Origin of the sequence: Streptomyces sp. BE303 (assembly GCF_036290945.1) — a bacterium.
GTDB lineage: Bacteria > Actinomycetota > Actinomycetes > Streptomycetales > Streptomycetaceae > Kitasatospora.
In genome coordinates this window covers 1-15,584 of record NZ_JAQYWZ010000638.1, presented here as the reverse complement: position 1 = coordinate 15,584, position 15,584 = coordinate 1, and the positions used below count along the sequence as shown (strand labels likewise).

The following is a 15,584-nucleotide window of genomic DNA, read 5'->3' as shown; positions in this document are numbered from 1 at the left end:
TGGTCATCAGACGAAGCCCGATCTCTGAGGCGGGGTGGTGGTCAGCGGCAGGTGAGGACGGTGTCCGTGAACTGCACCTTGAGCTGCTGCGTCTTCGCCTTGCGGTCGGCGTCGTAGGTGTCGACGGTCTGCTGGGTCACGTTGTAGGCGCTGGCGACGATGCCGTCGATCTGGCTGCCCTCGGCGGCGAGCAGGCCGGAGACCGCGGCGGTGACGGTCTGCAGCAGTCTCACCTTGCCGGCGGACTCCTCCACGGCCTGGACGACCCGCTTGATCCGCAGCTGGGTGTTGGCGTCCACGTTGTTGCCGTTCAGGTGCACCAGGGTGCCCTGGCCGCCCATCGCCTCGATCGCGGCGGTGGCCGTTTTGTACGCGGCGCGGGTCACGTCGGTCGACAGACAGCAGTCCGCCTTGTTCGAACCACCCGCCGGACACGACGCGAGGGAGGCCACCGCGAAGCCCTGCGACTTAGGGCGATCTTGATGCCCAAGCCGTCCGCGAGTTCTGCGGAGCTGGTGGCGCTGCCGGTCGCCGCGGAGAAGGCCGAGGGCCCGGGTGTCCGCGGGCTGGTCCGCGCTCTTCGCCGTGCACGCCGCGGAAGCGTCCAACAGGGCGTCCGCGGTCAGAGCCATGGTGGCCGACGAAGTTGATCTGGGTCGCATCGCGACCTCCAGAATCAAGTAGGATTTAGTGGAGTGAAATTCAGCCAGCCGTGTTGTCGTGTCAAGGGCTCTGACGCAACCGTATCCCGGAAGCCCGCCTCATCCCGCCCCGAGGCGAGGGGCGGAAGGGTTGAGGTGCCTGGGGTAATCGTGGCAATCGGTTTGAACAACACGGATTCGGCGCCGGAGTCCCACGTATGGTCTGTCTGCTCACCGTGGGGCGCATTGTCGTGTCTGCGCGCCGCTGGGCGCCTGGAGTAAGCGGTCCTGGAGTAGGCGGTCGATGTACCGAGAGTCGGCCTGAATGCTGGGGGCGGGGGCGGCACGGGGGCCCCGGGCGGGGGCGCGGACGGCGGGGTATGTGATGGGCGGCGGTGAGGACGGCAGGGCCGATGGCCGGCGTTACCCCGTCAGGTCAAGGGCATTGTTCGCCGGCGACATCCAGCGCTGGCCGCGGGTCCCGGGAGCCGGGTGCGGAGCGGCGTGGTCGACCGGATATCTGCTGCGGAGGTGCGAGCCGGCCAAGCTTGCTCGCGCCCAACGACAGGTGGTTCAGAGTTCGGTACACAGAGTGGTCCAGCCGATGTTGGACCAGGTGTCACAGGACTCGTGAGCGAACCGCCCCGCGTCCAGGGCGTCGTCGCCGGGAAGGTGCGTCACGACGTGCTCGTCGACGATCCCTTCGGCCGCGCGCAGCAGATTCGCCAGCTGGTGGGCGTGCACTTCGCGCTGGCGGGGGACCACGGTGTCGGCTGGCGTCCAAGTAAGGCGGACGCGCACTCGGGCCAGCTGGTCGAGCAGGCTGAGAGGCGATCGCCTGGCGTACTGCTCGGACGCCTCGGCCGGGAATCCCCCGACTTCCTTCCGGATGAGCTGATCAGCGCCGAGACTGCGGAGGTTGGACGAAGTCGCGCCGTTCGCAATGTCGTCGTGCCAAGCAGCGAGGTCGACGATCGGGTTGACAGCCCATACGGCGTCGACTTCTCCCGCGAACGATCCCGCGAACACGAGTGCCTCGAGTCCGCCCATGGAGAGTCCTCCAGCTGTCAGCCGATCGACACCGAACGCCTCCTGTACTTCTGCAGCCACCTTCCGTGCGGCTTTGAGATGGTCTCGCCATGCGAGCGAGACCCCGTCCACGGCGCGGCCCACCGCCTGGGGAGCCACCACGGCTACCCCCAGGCGCGATGCGGGCCGAGATGCACCGGTCAACGTGCTGATCAGGTAGTCGCCAGGACCGTCGCCGTGGAGGACGAGTTCAGCGTTGGCCCCGAACGGGTGAAAGAGAACCGAGACACAGCTGATGTCTCCGTGGGGGATACTGACCACATAGTCACGCCGCCGACCGTTCAGTTCACGCGAAACGGAAGTGATCGTCGGATCGGCCATGCCCGAGCCGGGCGGCGGTGTGCGCAGCATCTCAACGCCTTCCGTACCGGCCGTCAGTACTCGCCCTTGTCAATGTAGTCCTTGACGTTGTTGGCGTCGACAAGCGCTTGGGCCACAGTGATGCACTGTTCATCGCCGTTCGCCTCACCCCGCAGCTTCTTCACGGTTGTCTCGACGGCGAGCGCGCCCCCCTCCTTCAAGGAGGAGTACACGGTTGCCGCCATGGTGCCGTCCTGAACGGCTTTGAGTCCGTCCTTGGAGCCCCCGAGTCCCAGGACCTTGATCTTGCCGGTAAGACCGGCCTTGTCGATGGCCTGAATTGCGCCCACCGCCATGTTGTCGTCCGGGGCGTAGACGAGGTCCAGCCCCGGGTTGGCCTGGAGGATGTTCTCCATGGCTGTGAGTGCTGTGGCTCGGTCGAAGTTGCCTGGCTGCGAGGCCACCACCTTGATTCCCTGGTTGGCCTTGAGTTCGGCAACGAAGCCGTCGTGGCGGATCTTCGATGCCTGTACGCCGGGCGAGCCGTCGATGATGGCCACGTCGCCACCGTCGGGCAGCAGCGTCACGGCGGAACTGCCCTGCAGCTTGGCCCAACCGGCTTCGTCGAACCCGACGTGGGCAACGCTTCCGGCATAGGCACACTGTGCTGAGCCGAGCGTGGTGAAGGCGCTGGTGAGTGGAATCCCGGCTGCGGTGACAGCGTCCGCGGAGGCGGCAACCGTCTTGGAATCGACGGCATTGATGATCACACCGTCGACACCGCGGCTGAGGAGGTCCGCCACGTCGTTGGTCTGCTTGGACGCCTGCCCTCCCGCGTCGACGATCACCAGTTCGACCCCGAGTTCTTTGGCCTTCTCTTTCATGCCGCTGTCCATGGCAGCCACTGCCGGGAATGAGGTACCCAGTACGGATGCCCCGATCGTGAGCGGCTTTGTGTCGGACTCGGTTCGGGAGCAGCTTGTCAGGCTGCCTGCGGTAATCATGGCCAGGGCCAGCGCGAGGGTGGTGAGTTTACGCATGACGGTCCTGCCTTTCTGGGCGTCGGCCCGTTCAGGTCACTCGCGCCCGCAGGGGCAGCTGCAGGGATTCATGACCCGACCTTGCGTGTGTAAAGAGCTACACTGAGGATGATCACTGCTCCTTGAAGGACGCCTTGGTAATAACTTCCGACATTGAGCAGGTTGAACCCGTTGTTCAGGCTGGTCAAAATAGCCGCTCCTACGACCGAATTCCCGATCGAGCCCTGGCCCCCGGACAGCGAGGTGCCGCCGATGACCACGGCCGCGATGCATTGCAACTCGAATCCGGAACCTGCCAGGGGGTCGACGGAGTTGACCCTGGCGGCCAGCAGGATGCCGGCGGTCGAAGCCAGCAGTCCCATGGTCATGAATGCTGCGATCTTGTACCGGTCGACCTGGATTCCGGCGATCCGTGCCGCATCCGCGTTGCTGCCGATGGCTGTGAAGTACCGGCCGGACCGGGTGCGGGTCAGCATGACCGACATGGCTACGGCGATGAAAATCATCACCCAGGTCAAGTTGGGAATCACGGTCGTGCCGTTGACGACAGCCAGGAACCCGGTTCCCTCTCCCTGGATACTGCTTCCGTTCGTGTAGATGAGAGTGAGCCCTCGCACCAGCGACATCATGCCGAGGGTGACGATAAGCGAATTGATACCTGCTTTAACGACGATGAGGCCGTTGACGAGGCCGATGGTAAGGCCGATCGCCAAGCTGGCGACGACGACGATCCAGGTCTGTGTGGTGAGAGAAAGACCCAGGGAGATCGCGGCCGTGAGACCCATGGTCGAGCCGACCGAAAGATCGAAATTGCCGGTCACCAGCAGCAAGGTCATTCCCACGGCCAGTACCGACAGGATCGACATCTGCGTCAGGACGTTCAGCAGGTTGGCTTGCGTGAGGTAGCGCGGTGACAACGCTGACATCACCGCGAGGACGATGACCAAGGCGACATAGATGCCGTAGTTCCTCAGAAGGGAGCGGAGAGTGGTCACGTGGGCCCGATTCTCCAAGGTAACTGGTGCCATTTTTCCATCTCCTTCCGGGAATCGATCGGCTACCGCTGATCCGCTGGGACCGGCACTTCCCGCGACCTGTCAGTCCTGCGGCGGACCGGGTGAGGGACGCCCAGTGGCACATTCGAGGAGGAGTAATTCCGAGGTCACCCGGTGGGTAGTGCCGAGGTGGTGCTCGGCGACGATCGAACCCTTGTGGATCGACAGGACGCGAGTACAGACACTCAGTAGATCCTCGAACTCCGCAGCGACGATCACGAAGCCGCGGCCCTCGGCGGCCAGGTCCTCGATGATACGCAAGATTTCGGCCTTGGCGTGGACGTCGACACCGTGGGTCGGCTCGTCCAACAATGCCACCCGGAAGTCGGAGAACAGTAGCTTGGCGAACAGCACCTTCTGCTGGTTGCCGCCGCTGAGCTCACCGAAGCGTTGATCCATGTCGTGGCACACCACGTGGCAACGGTCAGCAAGAGCAGCAGCTGCCGATATCTCTTTTTTCGGTCGCAGGAAGACCGAGCCGGAGACCTTCGGGAGCGCCGGCAGGGTGATGTTCTTCCAGATAGGCCAGTCGGACATCGCGCTTCGGGCCCGGGACTCACCGAGCATCGCAAGGCCACGCCGAAGTGATGCTCGCGCGTTCGCCACCGGCAAACCGGACATGGTGACCGTGCCGGCCGTGCGGCCGTCCCCCAGGGCGATCGCGCGGAGAAGTTCCGTGCGCCCCGATCCCACCAGTCCTGCGAGGCCGACGATTTCGCCTTCGCCCACGCTGATTCCGACCGGCTTGGCGCCCTGAGCCACGAGTTGTTCAACCCGGAGCAACGGTGGGCCGGGCGCCGTACGGCGAGGTCCTGGTGGGCGGGTAGGTACCGAATCCGGGCGGGTGGTCATCAGCGATGAGAGCTCACCGGCTACCGGCGGCCCCTCCCTGTCGGCGACGACGCGTCCACTACGCAGGACGATCGCGCGATGACAGTTGGCTTCGAGTTCGTCGAGGAAGTGGGAAGCGACGATGAAACTCACCGAATCTCGGCGATGGGAAAGAGCGCGAACCACATCGAACAAGTGCTCCCGGTCGCTGGGGCTCAGGGCCGCAGTCGGCTCATCCAGGATAATGATGCGACCTCCTCCGGCAAAGGCTCGAAGGATCTGGACGAGTTGTCTCTGGGCCACGGACAGCTCCGCGACGAGGGATTCCCCGGGCAGGGAGATCGCCGTCAGCTCCTGGAGTTCTCGATACCGCTCGCGAATGTCGTCGCGATCCAGAAAGCCCCATGCCGTCCGCTGTTCGCGCTTGAGGAAGACATTCGCGGCGACGCTGAGATGCGGTACGAGACGCGGTTCCTGGTAGCACACCCCGATTCCCGCGCGGAGTGTGTCAGCGGGACCCGCAAGCTCGAACCTGTCCCCGAACACCTCGACGCTGCCGCGGTCCGGACGGACTGTGCCGGCCAGAACACCGATCAGAGTCGACTTCCCCGCCCCGTTGTGCCCGGCGAGCGCGAGCACCTCGCCGCGGCGCAGCTCGAACGACACCTCCTGCAGTGCCTGCACGCCCCCGAACCGTTTGGAGAGTCCGGAGACGCGCAACACTCGCTGGCGTCCTGGCGCCTCGGGGTGAGCTCGGATGCCCATGTGGCCTCCTATACGGCGACGGATGGTGCACGATCCGACGTGAAGTGCGGCCGAGAGTGCCGCGCCGTGCGGCTGCCGGCCCCGTCCCGTCGGACGACGACAACCGGGGGGCTGAGATCGAATGCGCCGACTGACGGGCTGCCGCCGCGGTCCGCCGACACCAGCGTAGTCAACCAGGTCCACCAGGGCGTGGCTCCGCAGATCCGTGAGCATCGGATGCCGTCGGACGAGTGCCTCCTGATCGAATGGACTCGCGGTCACCGGGCTCAGCACCCGCCTGTCCCCTCAGAGAGCGTGTTGGGCCATGGGAGCGCATCACGGTGTCCGGCGAACGGTGTTCGAGCCTGTAGCGCGGCGACGACTGGGACGCTGGTGTCCAGGGTCGGGGCCGTCGTGATCCTGGCGGCGGGGTGCCCTCGCACAGTGCACTGGTTTCGGCCTTGACGATGCGCAGGAACCTGCCGAGCTCGCGTGCTGCCGTGGGGAACTTCTTCGGACCGAGGAGCAGGACGATCATGGCGAGCGCGATGATGAGGTCCCAGGGATTCGGGCCGCTGGGGGGACACTTCCGTCACCTCCTGGGCGGTCGAGGGTGGCGGGTCTGCGTGGCCTCGGACCCTGGTGAACCGGGTCGATAGGGGGTCCCCGAAGATGGCGACGCTCCTTCCTCCGTCATCCGGAATGGTCGTCCGGCGACGGCCGGGTCCGACCGGCCGGCTTCCAGCGTCGTGGCCGGCGGCCTGCGCCGCACGTCGTACTGGGCCGACAGGACGGGCCAGGTAGCCGTCGGGCGGCCCGCCGTGCCGGGCAGCGAGGCGGGTGCGTAGCGGCCGTTCTCGCCGGCCTGCGGCGGGCCCCAGAACACCAGGTCCTCTCACGGACCGGTGCGCCGCCGAGTTCGCAGCGGCCGGCGCAACGGGGCAGCGGGGCGCGACTCGTTCGCTCGGTGGCGTGGCCGGCCGGGAAGGCGGGCCCGCCCGGGCGTGTGCCGGTCACCGTGTACTGCCCCCACCCCTGACCGCCACTACTGCGTACAGGCTCGGCGTCCCAGCGCCCGTCGCAGGTTGGACCCCGAGCTCCTGCCGCTCCCAGCCTCCCAGTAGAGCGTCGACAGCGGCCGGGGCGCGGGGGTGCCACGGCAGGCCGGCCCGCGCCCAACAGGCGGCTACGCGTACGGCGCGGACCGGCGCAGTGGCGTCTGCCGTCCGGTGGGTGAGCACAAGGACGCTGTCGGCGGGAAGTTCTGTGTGCAGCGCCCGGAGCAGGGAGCGGGCCTGGGGGTCGCTCAGCTCGTGCAGAACGTCGCCGAGCACGGCCACCACGGGGCGCCGCCAGTCCAGGTCCGCACTCAGCCGCAGCATCGCGAGCAGCGTACGGGGGGAGGTCAGGTCGGCGTGGAGGTGGCGGATCCGGGCGGGCTTCGGAGCGTCGAGTAGTGCCCTGGCGTGGGTCATCACGACCGGGTCGCGATCCAGGTAGGTCACCCGTGCACCGGGCCGCACGGTCAGGATCGAGGTGTGGATCGGGGCGAGTACGGTGCCCGGCGCACCGGTCGTCAGACCGCAGCCCAGGTCGAGGAACTGTCCCAGGCCGCGTTCGGCCTGGAGTCTGACGGTGTGATGGAGGAACTCCCTGGCGCGCCGGACGGTCTCGGCGCAGCCCGCGTCCTCGGCTTGCAGTTGGTGCAGCAGGATCCGGTCCGCGGGAAGGTGGTCCTTGCCGGCAAGCATCAGGCTCGCCAGGCGCGCGGATGCGGGCCGGTTCGGTCGCAGGTCCCTCCGGGGCTCCGGGTGTGGTGCTGGTATGCCGGCGGCGTGATCGCGTGTGGTGGGCTTCTGGATGTGGGCCGTGCCACTCGTGTCGCTTGGCGCCGCGGTGTGGCCGGGGTGCCTCGTCGTTCGGACGGGCCAGGTCCGGGCGCGCTTGCGCTCGTTCATGCCGGCTCCGTGGACGGTCCACGCCCGGGGGTGATCGCCTGGTGGTCGGATTGCCGCCCGCCGGGGGCTCCGACGCTGTGAGGTGGGAGGCGCCGGTCCTGCGCGGTGTGGCTGGCGAGGCACTGCGCGATGCAGATGCGCGGTTCGTCGGCTCCGGGGCGACGGGGAGCGTGTTTGGAGGTCATGGCGTTCTCCAGTGCGGGGTGTGCGCGGGCCCGTCGTGCCAGACGGCGATCGGGAGTTGGGGTGGTCGTGTGCGCCGCAGGGATGTCAAGGAGCGGTGGGCGGTTGGGGTTCAGGTCCGACGGATCGGTCGCCGAGTCCGTCCACGGCCGCAGACCCCGACACCGGTGCTGAGGACCGGACCAGCCGGACAGGGGATCAGCTCTTCGGTGCCGGATCGGTGGGTCGGGTGCGGCCGATGGCGGCCAGGACGAACGTGACCGAGATGAGGAGGGACCAGGCTCCGAGTTTGTCCAGGCCGACGGGTTGCCATCCGTGGAGTTGGTACGGGTAGCGCCAGGCCCCGAAGTACGTCGCCATGTTCTCGGCGACCCACAGGAAGAAGCCGATGAGGGTGAAGGAGAGCAGCAACGGCATACGTCGCCGGGTGGTCTGGACGGTGTAGCGGACGTAGGTGCCCGCGGTCGCCAGGGCGAGTAGTCCGGTCAGGACCCACCGGGCGTCGGGCAGCCAGTGGTGGCTGAAGAAGTTCACGTAGATCAGGGTGGCCACCGTGGCCATCGTCCTGGGCCGGTACCGGACGAGTTCCAGGTCGAGGAGATGCCATGCGCGGCAGACGTAGCTGCCGACGGCCGCGTAGAGGAAGCCTCCGTACAGCGGGACACCCGCGAACTTCAGGACCGCCGGCTCGGGGTAGCTCCACGAGCCGAGGTGGACCTTGACGATTTCGAAGGCCAGGCCCACGCCGTGGCATGCGGTGATGACCGCGATGTCGCGGCCGCTCTCCCAGCCGCGTCGCCAGAAGACCAGGGTCAGCAGAACGCCGTAGCAGAGCAGTAGGTCGTACCGGGCCACCGGGAGCGTCGGTAGGAGCTGGGACGCGGCCAGGCCCCCCAGGAGGGCGGCGGCGAAGGCGGACGCCCGGGTCTGGGACCAGGCGAAGTCGAGTAGTTGACCGATCGGCGGAGTAAGTCGGCTGGTTCTCATGGGGCCGCCTGGTCGAACGCGGGAACGGCTGGGCCGGCGTGGCCGGTGGGGGCGGCCATCCGGCCGGATCCGATGGGGCGAGGCTTGTCTCTGGATGTCACTGTGGTCTCCGGCGGGGAGGGGGAGGTGCCCGTAGCGGCGGGAGGCATGTCACTGGCTCGGCCGCCACGGTGATGGGGTGGTGACCTGGGCGACCGGGGCGCGGACCCGCCGGCGCCCACCAGGGCCTGGGCGGCGGATATCGGGGTAAACCGCTGCTGGCCGGGGCAGTTGACAGGCTGCCAGGTGGGCGAGGTGTGCGTCGTCACTCCAAGGTATCGCGGGCATACGTCCCAGGTGCCATCTCCGGCTCCCCCTCCAGACCTACGCCGGCACCCGGACCCGCGGACCTTCGAGGTACCCGCCGGGCGGCAGCAGAGCGGTGGCGGCGCGCCACAGCAGGGGGAGGTGACTTCCTGCACGGTCCCCGCGCCCCGGGCTCAGGAGGTCTCGGTACGGCCGAAGTGGGGCCGCCGGAACGTACAGGAGCGCCTGCCCCACGAGAGAGGAAGGGCGACGGCCCCGAGGTACACGGCGGTGGACATCGGATCTCCGTACAGTGCGGCGATGGCTACCAAGGCGATCCCGGCTCCGCAGCCGACGCCGGTGACAGCGGTCAGGGGCCTTCTGACCCGACACCTCCCGGCGAGGGCTGCACGCGAGAACCACGTGGGCCGTCAGCGCAGCCACCGCGGCGCACGCTCTCTGCTCGGACGCCGACCCATCACCATGTTTGCCGTACCGCTGAATTGAGGTGCCAGAGACGGGCACGGCCATCATGGCCGCAGGACGCACGGGAAGCGTGCGCGGTCGGGTCGTTCGCGGTACGGGCCGTCCTCGTAACGATCTGACCTACCGGCGGCCCGCATCCGGACCGTGCCGAAGCTCCGGTTCGCGCTGGCAATCAAGCCGGCCCGTGCAGCGGAGGGTAACGGTGAGGGCGGGCCTGTCGGGCTCCCCGGAGACCGGGACGGCACCGGGCGGGCGGACAGTCACCGAGGCCGGTTCACCCGGGGGTGCGATCAGCCGTCCGGTGCCGATCGCCACCATCGCGAGCCGTGTTCGGCCCGCCTCTTTCATCCCCGGTCGATGTCTCGGTCTTCGCCGGGGCCGGGCCAGGCCTTCGATCGGCGGGGCATTCGTGCTCTACGCCCTGATTTCCGCGAGGGCGCCTGCGCCCTGGCGGCTTCCCGCACGCCGCAGGCCGGCCGGTGTCGCCGTTCGTGGGGAGAACGGTCCGCCGGAGGGGAGCTCGATCACCAGGCAGCCGCGTCGCTCCAGCCGGCGGACGGTTGCCCCGGCCACTGCGTCATCCAGCGCGAACACGAAGGGACCGGGGATCAGAAGCGCGTCGATCAAGCCGTTCACGATCCCCTGTTCGAGGCTTTCCAGTCGGGGAAGACCGTCACGGTGGCGCCGCCCGTCGTCGATGTAGACGACCGGCTCCGGCAGGCCGAGTCGCATGGCGAGATATTCCAGTGCCTGACGGTGGTATTCCATGGTGGCAAGGTCGCCGGGGTAACACCGGAGATAGAGGGCGGACTGTCGTCCGGAATTTCGTCGTCCGAGCATGGGACTCACCTGCCGTGGTCTGATCACGCCGGTCTTGCGGCATGTCGGCGCTGATACCGGGAGGTATCGCCGGTGGTGTCCCCAACTCTGGGCTTGGGCGACGGCCGGTCGCGTCGGTAGTCCTACCTGAGTGGCTACCGGACTTGCGGCAGCGCACCGGCCACTGCGCGTTGCCGGACCTACGGACTGCCCGCCCGGTGGCCCGGGCCGGGCATGCGGCTACCTCGGGGCGCCACTGAGCGTGCTCATCCCGTCGGGTGGGGGGGGCGCCGTCCTGTCCCACGGCGCCGGAAGCGCGGTCCATCTCGGTGATCAGGATGGCCGCCTGGGTGCGGGAGGTGCAGTCGAGCTTCGCGAGGATGTTGGCGACGTGGGTCTCGGCGGTGCGGGGGGAGATGACCAGCCGCTCGGCGATCTCCCTGTTGGATGCTCCCTCGGCCAGTAGCGTCGCGACCTGCCGCTCCCGGCGGGTGAAGTGCTGAACGACCGGGGACTGCTCCGGTGTCGTGGTGCGGCCTTCATCGCCGAGCTGATCGTCCAGGGCGTAGGCCACGGCCTCGTCCGGCGTGAGACGCGACCCACTCAGGTACGCCGCACGGTACTCCTGCTCACCCATCGCCGCCTTGGCCGCCTTGATGATCTCCAAGCGGATGCCGCGCCTGGTCCATCCCTCGGTGGGGAAGCTGTCGAAGTCGAGGCCGAGAGGGAGCAGGAAGGCGGTGCTGGCACCGAAGAGCCGGGCGCCGCGGTCGGGATCACCCGACATCACCGCGCTCCAAGCGAGGTAGTCCAGTGCGCAGCCGACACCCAGCGGTTCGCGGAACGGGTATTTGAGGCGGATGGCCTCCTTGAGGTAGCTCTGCGTTTCGAGGTGGGACGGCAGGTCCACGTCGGCGCTCGCGTCCCGGAGCACCGCGGACAGTCCCAGCAGGAGCAAGGCCCAGGACTGGAGCCACTGCTCGCCGTGGTCTCGGCAGGCGTCGCGGCATTCCTCGCCGACGCTGCGGACCACGTTGTCGAGGTTGGCCAGGCTTGCCGCGGTGGTGAGCAGGATCTGCGCGTGGTGCAGGTGGGGGTGGGAGTCGCCGCACGCGCGCTCCATCTCCACGCCTTCGGCGAGGGTGAGGAAGCCCCGGACCGGATCGTTTCCTGCGAGTTGGACGTAGCCCCACAGGTAGGTGGCGTGGGCCAGGCGTGCCGGGTCGTGGAGTGTCGCGGCGAGCCGGTGGCACTCCTGTGCCATGGAGAGGGTTTCGTAGGCGGCGCTCTTGCTCGGTCGGCCGCTGTAGTTGCCGAGCAGGGCGGCTGTCCACAGGGCGTCGGCGCGCTGCGGGCTGGCCTGCGCGGTGCCGGCGAGGGCTCGTTCGAGCCAGATCGCGCCCTCGTGGGCGAGGCCGCATACGATCCAGTACATCCACAGGGCCGAGGCGATGTGAAGGGCTTCCCGCGATTCGCCTGGTTCGGTGAGGCTGTATTCCAGGGCGGCCCGCAGGTTCGCGTGTTCGCGACGGGTCGCGGCGAACAGGGCTGCCTGGCCAGGGCCGAACCACCGGTCGCGGACGTGTTCGGCCTGCCGTAGGTAGTGGTCCCGGTGGCGGCGGCGCAGCGTGCTCTCCTCTCCCGCCAGGCTCAGGCGCTCGTGGCCGTAGCGGCGGATCGTCTCGAGCATGCGGTAGCGGACCCGGCCGTGGGGCTCCTCTCGGGTGAGGACGGACTTTTCGATGAGGCCTGTGAGGGCGTCGAGGACTGCGGCTCGGGGGAGTCGTTGGTCCGTGCAGACGTCTTCGGCTGCATCGAGGGTGCACCCGCCGGAGAAGACGGACAGGCGTGCCCACACGTGGCGTTCCTCGGGCGTACAGAGCTCGAAGCTCCAGTCGACGGTGGCTCGCAACGATTGGTGTCGGGAGGCGGTCGACGCGCCACCCCGTCTGCGGGTCAGGAACTCCAACCGTTCGTCCTGGCGGCGCAGGAGTTCCTCGGCCGACAGGCCGCGCATCCGCACGGCGGCGAGTTCGATGGCCAGCGGCAGACCGTCGAGGTGGCGGCACAGGGCTGCCACGGCGTTTTCGTTGGCGGGTGTCATCCGGAAGTCGGGGGCTGCGGCCGTGGCCCGGTCCACGAACAGGGCCACAGCGTCGGCTCGGGTGATCGCGGCGCTCCCGGTGGCGTTCTCCTCGGGGACGGGCAGGGGCGTCACCGCGAAGACGTGTTCGCCCGCGATGTCGAGCACCTCGCGGCTGGTGGCCAGTACCCGCACGTCCGGGCATGCCTGCAGCACTTCCGCCGCCAGGTCCGCGCACGCTTCGGTGAGGTGCTCGCAGTTGTCGAGTACAAGCAGCAGCCGCTCTTCCCCCAGGTATTTGGTCAAAGCCCGTGTGTCGCCGGGTCCCGTTCGCTGGCCCACGGCCTCCATGACCGTCAGGACCACCTGGGCGGGTTCGGCTACCTCGGCCAGCGGTACCCAGAAGACCTTTCCGTCGAAGGCCCGTGCCACCTCACGCGACACCTGTAGGGCCAGACGAGTCTTGCCCACACCGCCGGTGCCGGTCAGTGTCACCAGTCGTGCAGCGGCGAGAAGCCGCTTCAGCTCGGTGAGCTCGCGTCGGCGCCCCACCAGGCTGGTCGCATCGGCAGGAATCGTCGCACCGTCCATTTGGACGCTCATGTCGTCGATCGTAAATCACCCCTGGACCCGCGGTGCGGCCCACGGCTTTGGCCTTGCCCGGCTCGAACCGGGTCCGACGCCGTACCAGCTCCCGGAGGCCACGTTCAGCGTGCCACCTCACCCTGGGTAGCGGTGTCGGATGATCCACTCCGGGCCGGCCGCGAGGAGATCTGGCATGCTCCCCCGCTGCCGGTTCGCCGGCCGCGTGCGGGCTCATGAACGTCGTGAGCCCGACAACATCACGCGTGATACCTACCATGGGATTCATGGCCACAGACGAAAAGCCCCTGACTCCGACTGGAACGTGCTGGTGCGGTTGCGGGACCGAGGTGGGAAGCGGCTCCTTCTTCGCACAGGGTCACGACAGGATCGCCGAGGCGGTCTTCATGGCCGTCCAGTACGACAATTCCGTCGCCCGTCTCCTCGCGGAGCACGACTTCGGCCCGGACGGTAGGACGACTGTCCGGCAGGCCGCCTTGGACAGCGGCTACTGGCTCGAGTGCCCGGGAGCCGGATGCGGACATGTCGGCACCCCCGAGAACGTCGAGCACCACCGCGGCGAATCAGGCCACTGACCGGACCCTTCATCGACCCATCCACCGCCGCCGCCCGGAGGACGGGCTCGCCGCGGGCCTGCTCGCTCGGGGCTGGAGCCCTGGTAGTCGCCCGGGATGGGCGTCGGTGCGATCCTGTGGCAGCCGACCTGCAGGCTGATCGCCGGCCCGGGTCACCCACCACGTCGTCCTGCATACCCATCCGGCCGTGGGCATGACGAACCAGGGCTGGAGCACACCCACCTGTGATCAGGTGATGGTGACGATTCGCGTTCCCCGCCCGGGCGACGCGGCGTGATACCGCGCTCCTTCAGCAGGCCGGGCCACAGCTGATAAGGAGCAACGACAAGGACGCGGACTCGTCGGGGCACGGGGGCCTGCTTCTGCGCGGGCTCGGCCCGCACCAGGAACGCGGCCGACCTCTTCCCCTGCGCCGCCGCCGAATCCGGCGCGTCGGCCTCACCCGGTCACTCGCCCTCGAAGTCGGACCGCACGGTATCGGGGCAACGCGGTCAGCCTCGGCTACATCGAGGCCGACCTTCTCACCGAGTGCTCCGACCGGGAACCACCGAAGGCCCGCCAGGCCGCCACCGACACACACATCCTCGGCCGACTCGGCAAGCCCCACGACATCGCCGCCCTCGTCGCCATCCTCCTCTCCCACGTCGCCTGCTTCGTCACCGGCGCCGACCGGGCCGTCGACGGTGGCGCCTTCGCCCGCTTCGCCTCATGGGATCTTGCTGAGTCGTAGAGACTCGGTGCCGTAGCCGCCAGCAGGTGAGCCCTCGCTTCGCCGGAGCCATGGCGAGTGGGTCAGACCGCGACCCCGCCGGTCGTTCGGAAGGCCATGACCGCGGGGGTGGCGTGTCCGCCGAACAGGGCGAGTGCGCTGGATCCCTCAGGCCGCGTGCCGTGTCTTCAGCGGGCTGCACACCGGTGAACTACCTGACCGGGGGAGGGCGGGTTGCCGGTCGGCGGCGGGCGCCTCCCGGTTCCTTGAGCTCGGGCCTGTGGGCGGTCGGCTCTCTCCGGCAGTGGGAGACGCGGACGTGCGGCCGACGACAGGATCCGGCCGGTGATGCAGCTCGCGGCGGCCGGCTCCGCCACAGTTCAGGCAGCCTGGCGGCCTCGAACGAAGGACGCGCCGCAGAGTATCTGCTGGTCGACAGAGTCCGTGACGGACCGGCAGGTGACCGGAATTCACCATGCCGAGCACCACAAGAACGCACAGTCCAACAGCAGTTCGAACTTGATGGCTACTATTCCGACATCGCTACCCCGGGGCCCGCCCCGGGGATGCCGACGCTGCATGCAGCTCCGATGCCGCACCCTGCCGTGATCGCAAGGGTGGCATGGCCGACTCTATGTCATGTTCATGGCATAGGCGGTTCTGCTTGCCGCTCCCCGCCCCGTCCAGAGCCGCAGCAGCCGTGCCCCGCGTCCCACCTCACGCGTCACCGGCCGGATGCCCGCTGCGCCGCACCCTGCGGCGCGGACCCGTGCCCGTCCGCACCCGCGGTCGGCAGGCAAAGGAGTGCTCGTGAAGCGCACAACCCCCGTTCACAGGCTCGCCGCACTCGCCGTCACCACCGCTCTGCTGGTGACCGCTGCTCCGGCGGTCGCCTCGCAGGCGGCACGCCCCGCCCCGGCCCCGACACCCGCGTCCGGCCGCAACGCCGCACTGGCCGCGGCCGACCGGCAGGGCGCCGTCGTCGCCCTGCACCTCGGGCTCGCGCCCCAGGAGAAGCTCGTCGCCAAGGACGCCGTCCTCGACCCGGACGGCTCCCGGCACCTGCGCTACGAACGGACCTACTCCGGGCTCCCCGTCCTGGGCGGCGACCTCGTGGCGCACCAGGCCCCGAACGGAACCCTGCGCGGTGTCGACCGCGCGTCCGACGCACCCCTGACCGGCCTGAACACCTCACC

10 protein-coding genes and 3 pseudogenes are annotated in these 15,584 nt (G+C 68.6%); 3 read left to right on the top strand and 10 right to left on the bottom strand.

All coding sequences use genetic code 11. The annotated features are described in order from the left end of the window. Nucleotides 1–41 precede the first annotated feature (41 nt). The 10 genes and pseudogenes from PUR56_RS14855 to PUR56_RS14810 all read right to left on the bottom strand — a co-directional run. A pseudogene (locus PUR56_RS14855) lies at nt 42–470 on the bottom strand (sugar ABC transporter substrate-binding protein); the annotation flags it as partial. Between the two features lie 744 nt (nt 471–1,214). Then, entirely contained in the window at nt 1,215–2,081 is an 867-nt protein-coding gene (locus PUR56_RS14850) for an alpha/beta hydrolase family protein (RefSeq protein ID WP_329949253.1), read from the bottom strand. Nucleotides 2,082–2,104: 23 nt separating this feature from the next. Beyond that, nucleotides 2,105–3,070: a sugar ABC transporter substrate-binding protein gene (locus PUR56_RS14845; protein ID WP_329949252.1), complete on the bottom strand. Its 966-nt coding sequence runs from the start codon at nt 3,068–3,070 to the stop codon at nt 2,105–2,107. A 68-nt stretch (nt 3,071–3,138) separates the two neighbouring features. Then, nucleotides 3,139–4,065 carry an ABC transporter permease gene (locus tag PUR56_RS14840; protein ID WP_329949251.1) on the bottom strand — a complete coding sequence of 309 codons (927 nt, stop codon included), beginning with the start codon at nt 4,063–4,065 and terminating at the stop codon, nt 3,139–3,141. Nucleotides 4,066–4,167: 102 nt separating this feature from the next. Beyond that, complete coding sequence (locus tag PUR56_RS14835) at nt 4,168–5,640, bottom strand: sugar ABC transporter ATP-binding protein (protein WP_329949250.1); 1,473 nt, start codon at nt 5,638–5,640, stop codon at nt 4,168–4,170. A 250-nt stretch (nt 5,641–5,890) separates the two neighbouring features. Continuing rightward, entirely contained in the window at nt 5,891–6,253 is a 363-nt protein-coding gene (locus PUR56_RS14830; RefSeq protein WP_329949254.1) for a twin-arginine translocase TatA/TatE family subunit, read from the bottom strand. Between the two features lie 460 nt (nt 6,254–6,713). Next, nucleotides 6,714–7,658, bottom strand: a complete 945-nt coding sequence (locus PUR56_RS14825; RefSeq protein WP_329949249.1) for an SAM-dependent methyltransferase — start codon at nt 7,656–7,658, stop codon at nt 6,714–6,716. 381 nt (nt 7,659–8,039) lie between these two features. Next, nucleotides 8,040–8,828: a DUF817 domain-containing protein gene (locus PUR56_RS14820; protein WP_329949248.1), complete on the bottom strand. Its 789-nt coding sequence runs from the start codon at nt 8,826–8,828 to the stop codon at nt 8,040–8,042. A gap of 1,185 nt (nt 8,829–10,013) precedes the next feature. After that, nucleotides 10,014–10,331 carry a hypothetical protein gene (locus PUR56_RS14815; RefSeq protein WP_329949247.1) on the bottom strand — a complete coding sequence of 106 codons (318 nt, stop codon included), beginning with the start codon at nt 10,329–10,331 and terminating at the stop codon, nt 10,014–10,016. Beyond that, nucleotides 10,273–13,104, bottom strand: a complete 2,832-nt coding sequence (locus tag PUR56_RS14810; RefSeq protein WP_329949246.1) for an ATP-binding protein — start codon at nt 13,102–13,104, stop codon at nt 10,273–10,275. Before PUR56_RS14810 ends, PUR56_RS14815 begins: the two co-directional genes overlap by 59 nt. A gap of 266 nt (nt 13,105–13,370) precedes the next feature. On the opposite strand from PUR56_RS14810, the gene PUR56_RS14805 reads away from it, so the two are divergent. The 3 genes and pseudogenes from PUR56_RS14805 to PUR56_RS14795 all read left to right on the top strand — a co-directional run. Further along, nucleotides 13,371–13,679, top strand: coding sequence for a hypothetical protein (locus PUR56_RS14805; RefSeq protein WP_329874727.1), 309 nt, complete (start codon nt 13,371–13,373; stop codon nt 13,677–13,679). Nucleotides 13,680–14,166: 487 nt separating this feature from the next. Further along, nucleotides 14,167–14,409 (top strand): annotated as a pseudogene (locus PUR56_RS14800) (SDR family oxidoreductase); the annotation flags it as partial. 789 nt (nt 14,410–15,198) lie between these two features. Then, nucleotides 15,199–15,584: pseudogene (locus PUR56_RS14795) on the top strand (M4 family metallopeptidase); the annotation flags it as partial.

Coding starts and splice junctions, on each gene's coding strand:
- PUR56_RS14850 (WP_329949253.1), bottom strand. CDS start 2,081: ATGCTGCGCACACCGCCGCCCGGCTCGGGCATGGCCGATCCGACGATC.
- PUR56_RS14845 (WP_329949252.1), bottom strand. CDS start 3,070: ATGCGTAAACTCACCACCCTCGCGCTGGCCCTGGCCATGATTACCGCA.
- PUR56_RS14825 (WP_329949249.1), bottom strand. CDS start 7,658: ATGAACGAGCGCAAGCGCGCCCGGACCTGGCCCGTCCGAACGACGAGG.
- PUR56_RS14820 (WP_329949248.1), bottom strand. CDS start 8,828: ATGAGAACCAGCCGACTTACTCCGCCGATCGGTCAACTACTCGACTTC.
- PUR56_RS14815 (WP_329949247.1), bottom strand. CDS start 10,331: ATGCGACTCGGCCTGCCGGAGCCGGTCGTCTACATCGACGACGGGCGG.
- PUR56_RS14810 (WP_329949246.1), bottom strand. CDS start 13,104: ATGAGCGTCCAAATGGACGGTGCGACGATTCCTGCCGATGCGACCAGC.
- PUR56_RS14805 (WP_329874727.1), top strand. CDS start 13,371: ATGGCCACAGACGAAAAGCCCCTGACTCCGACTGGAACGTGCTGGTGC.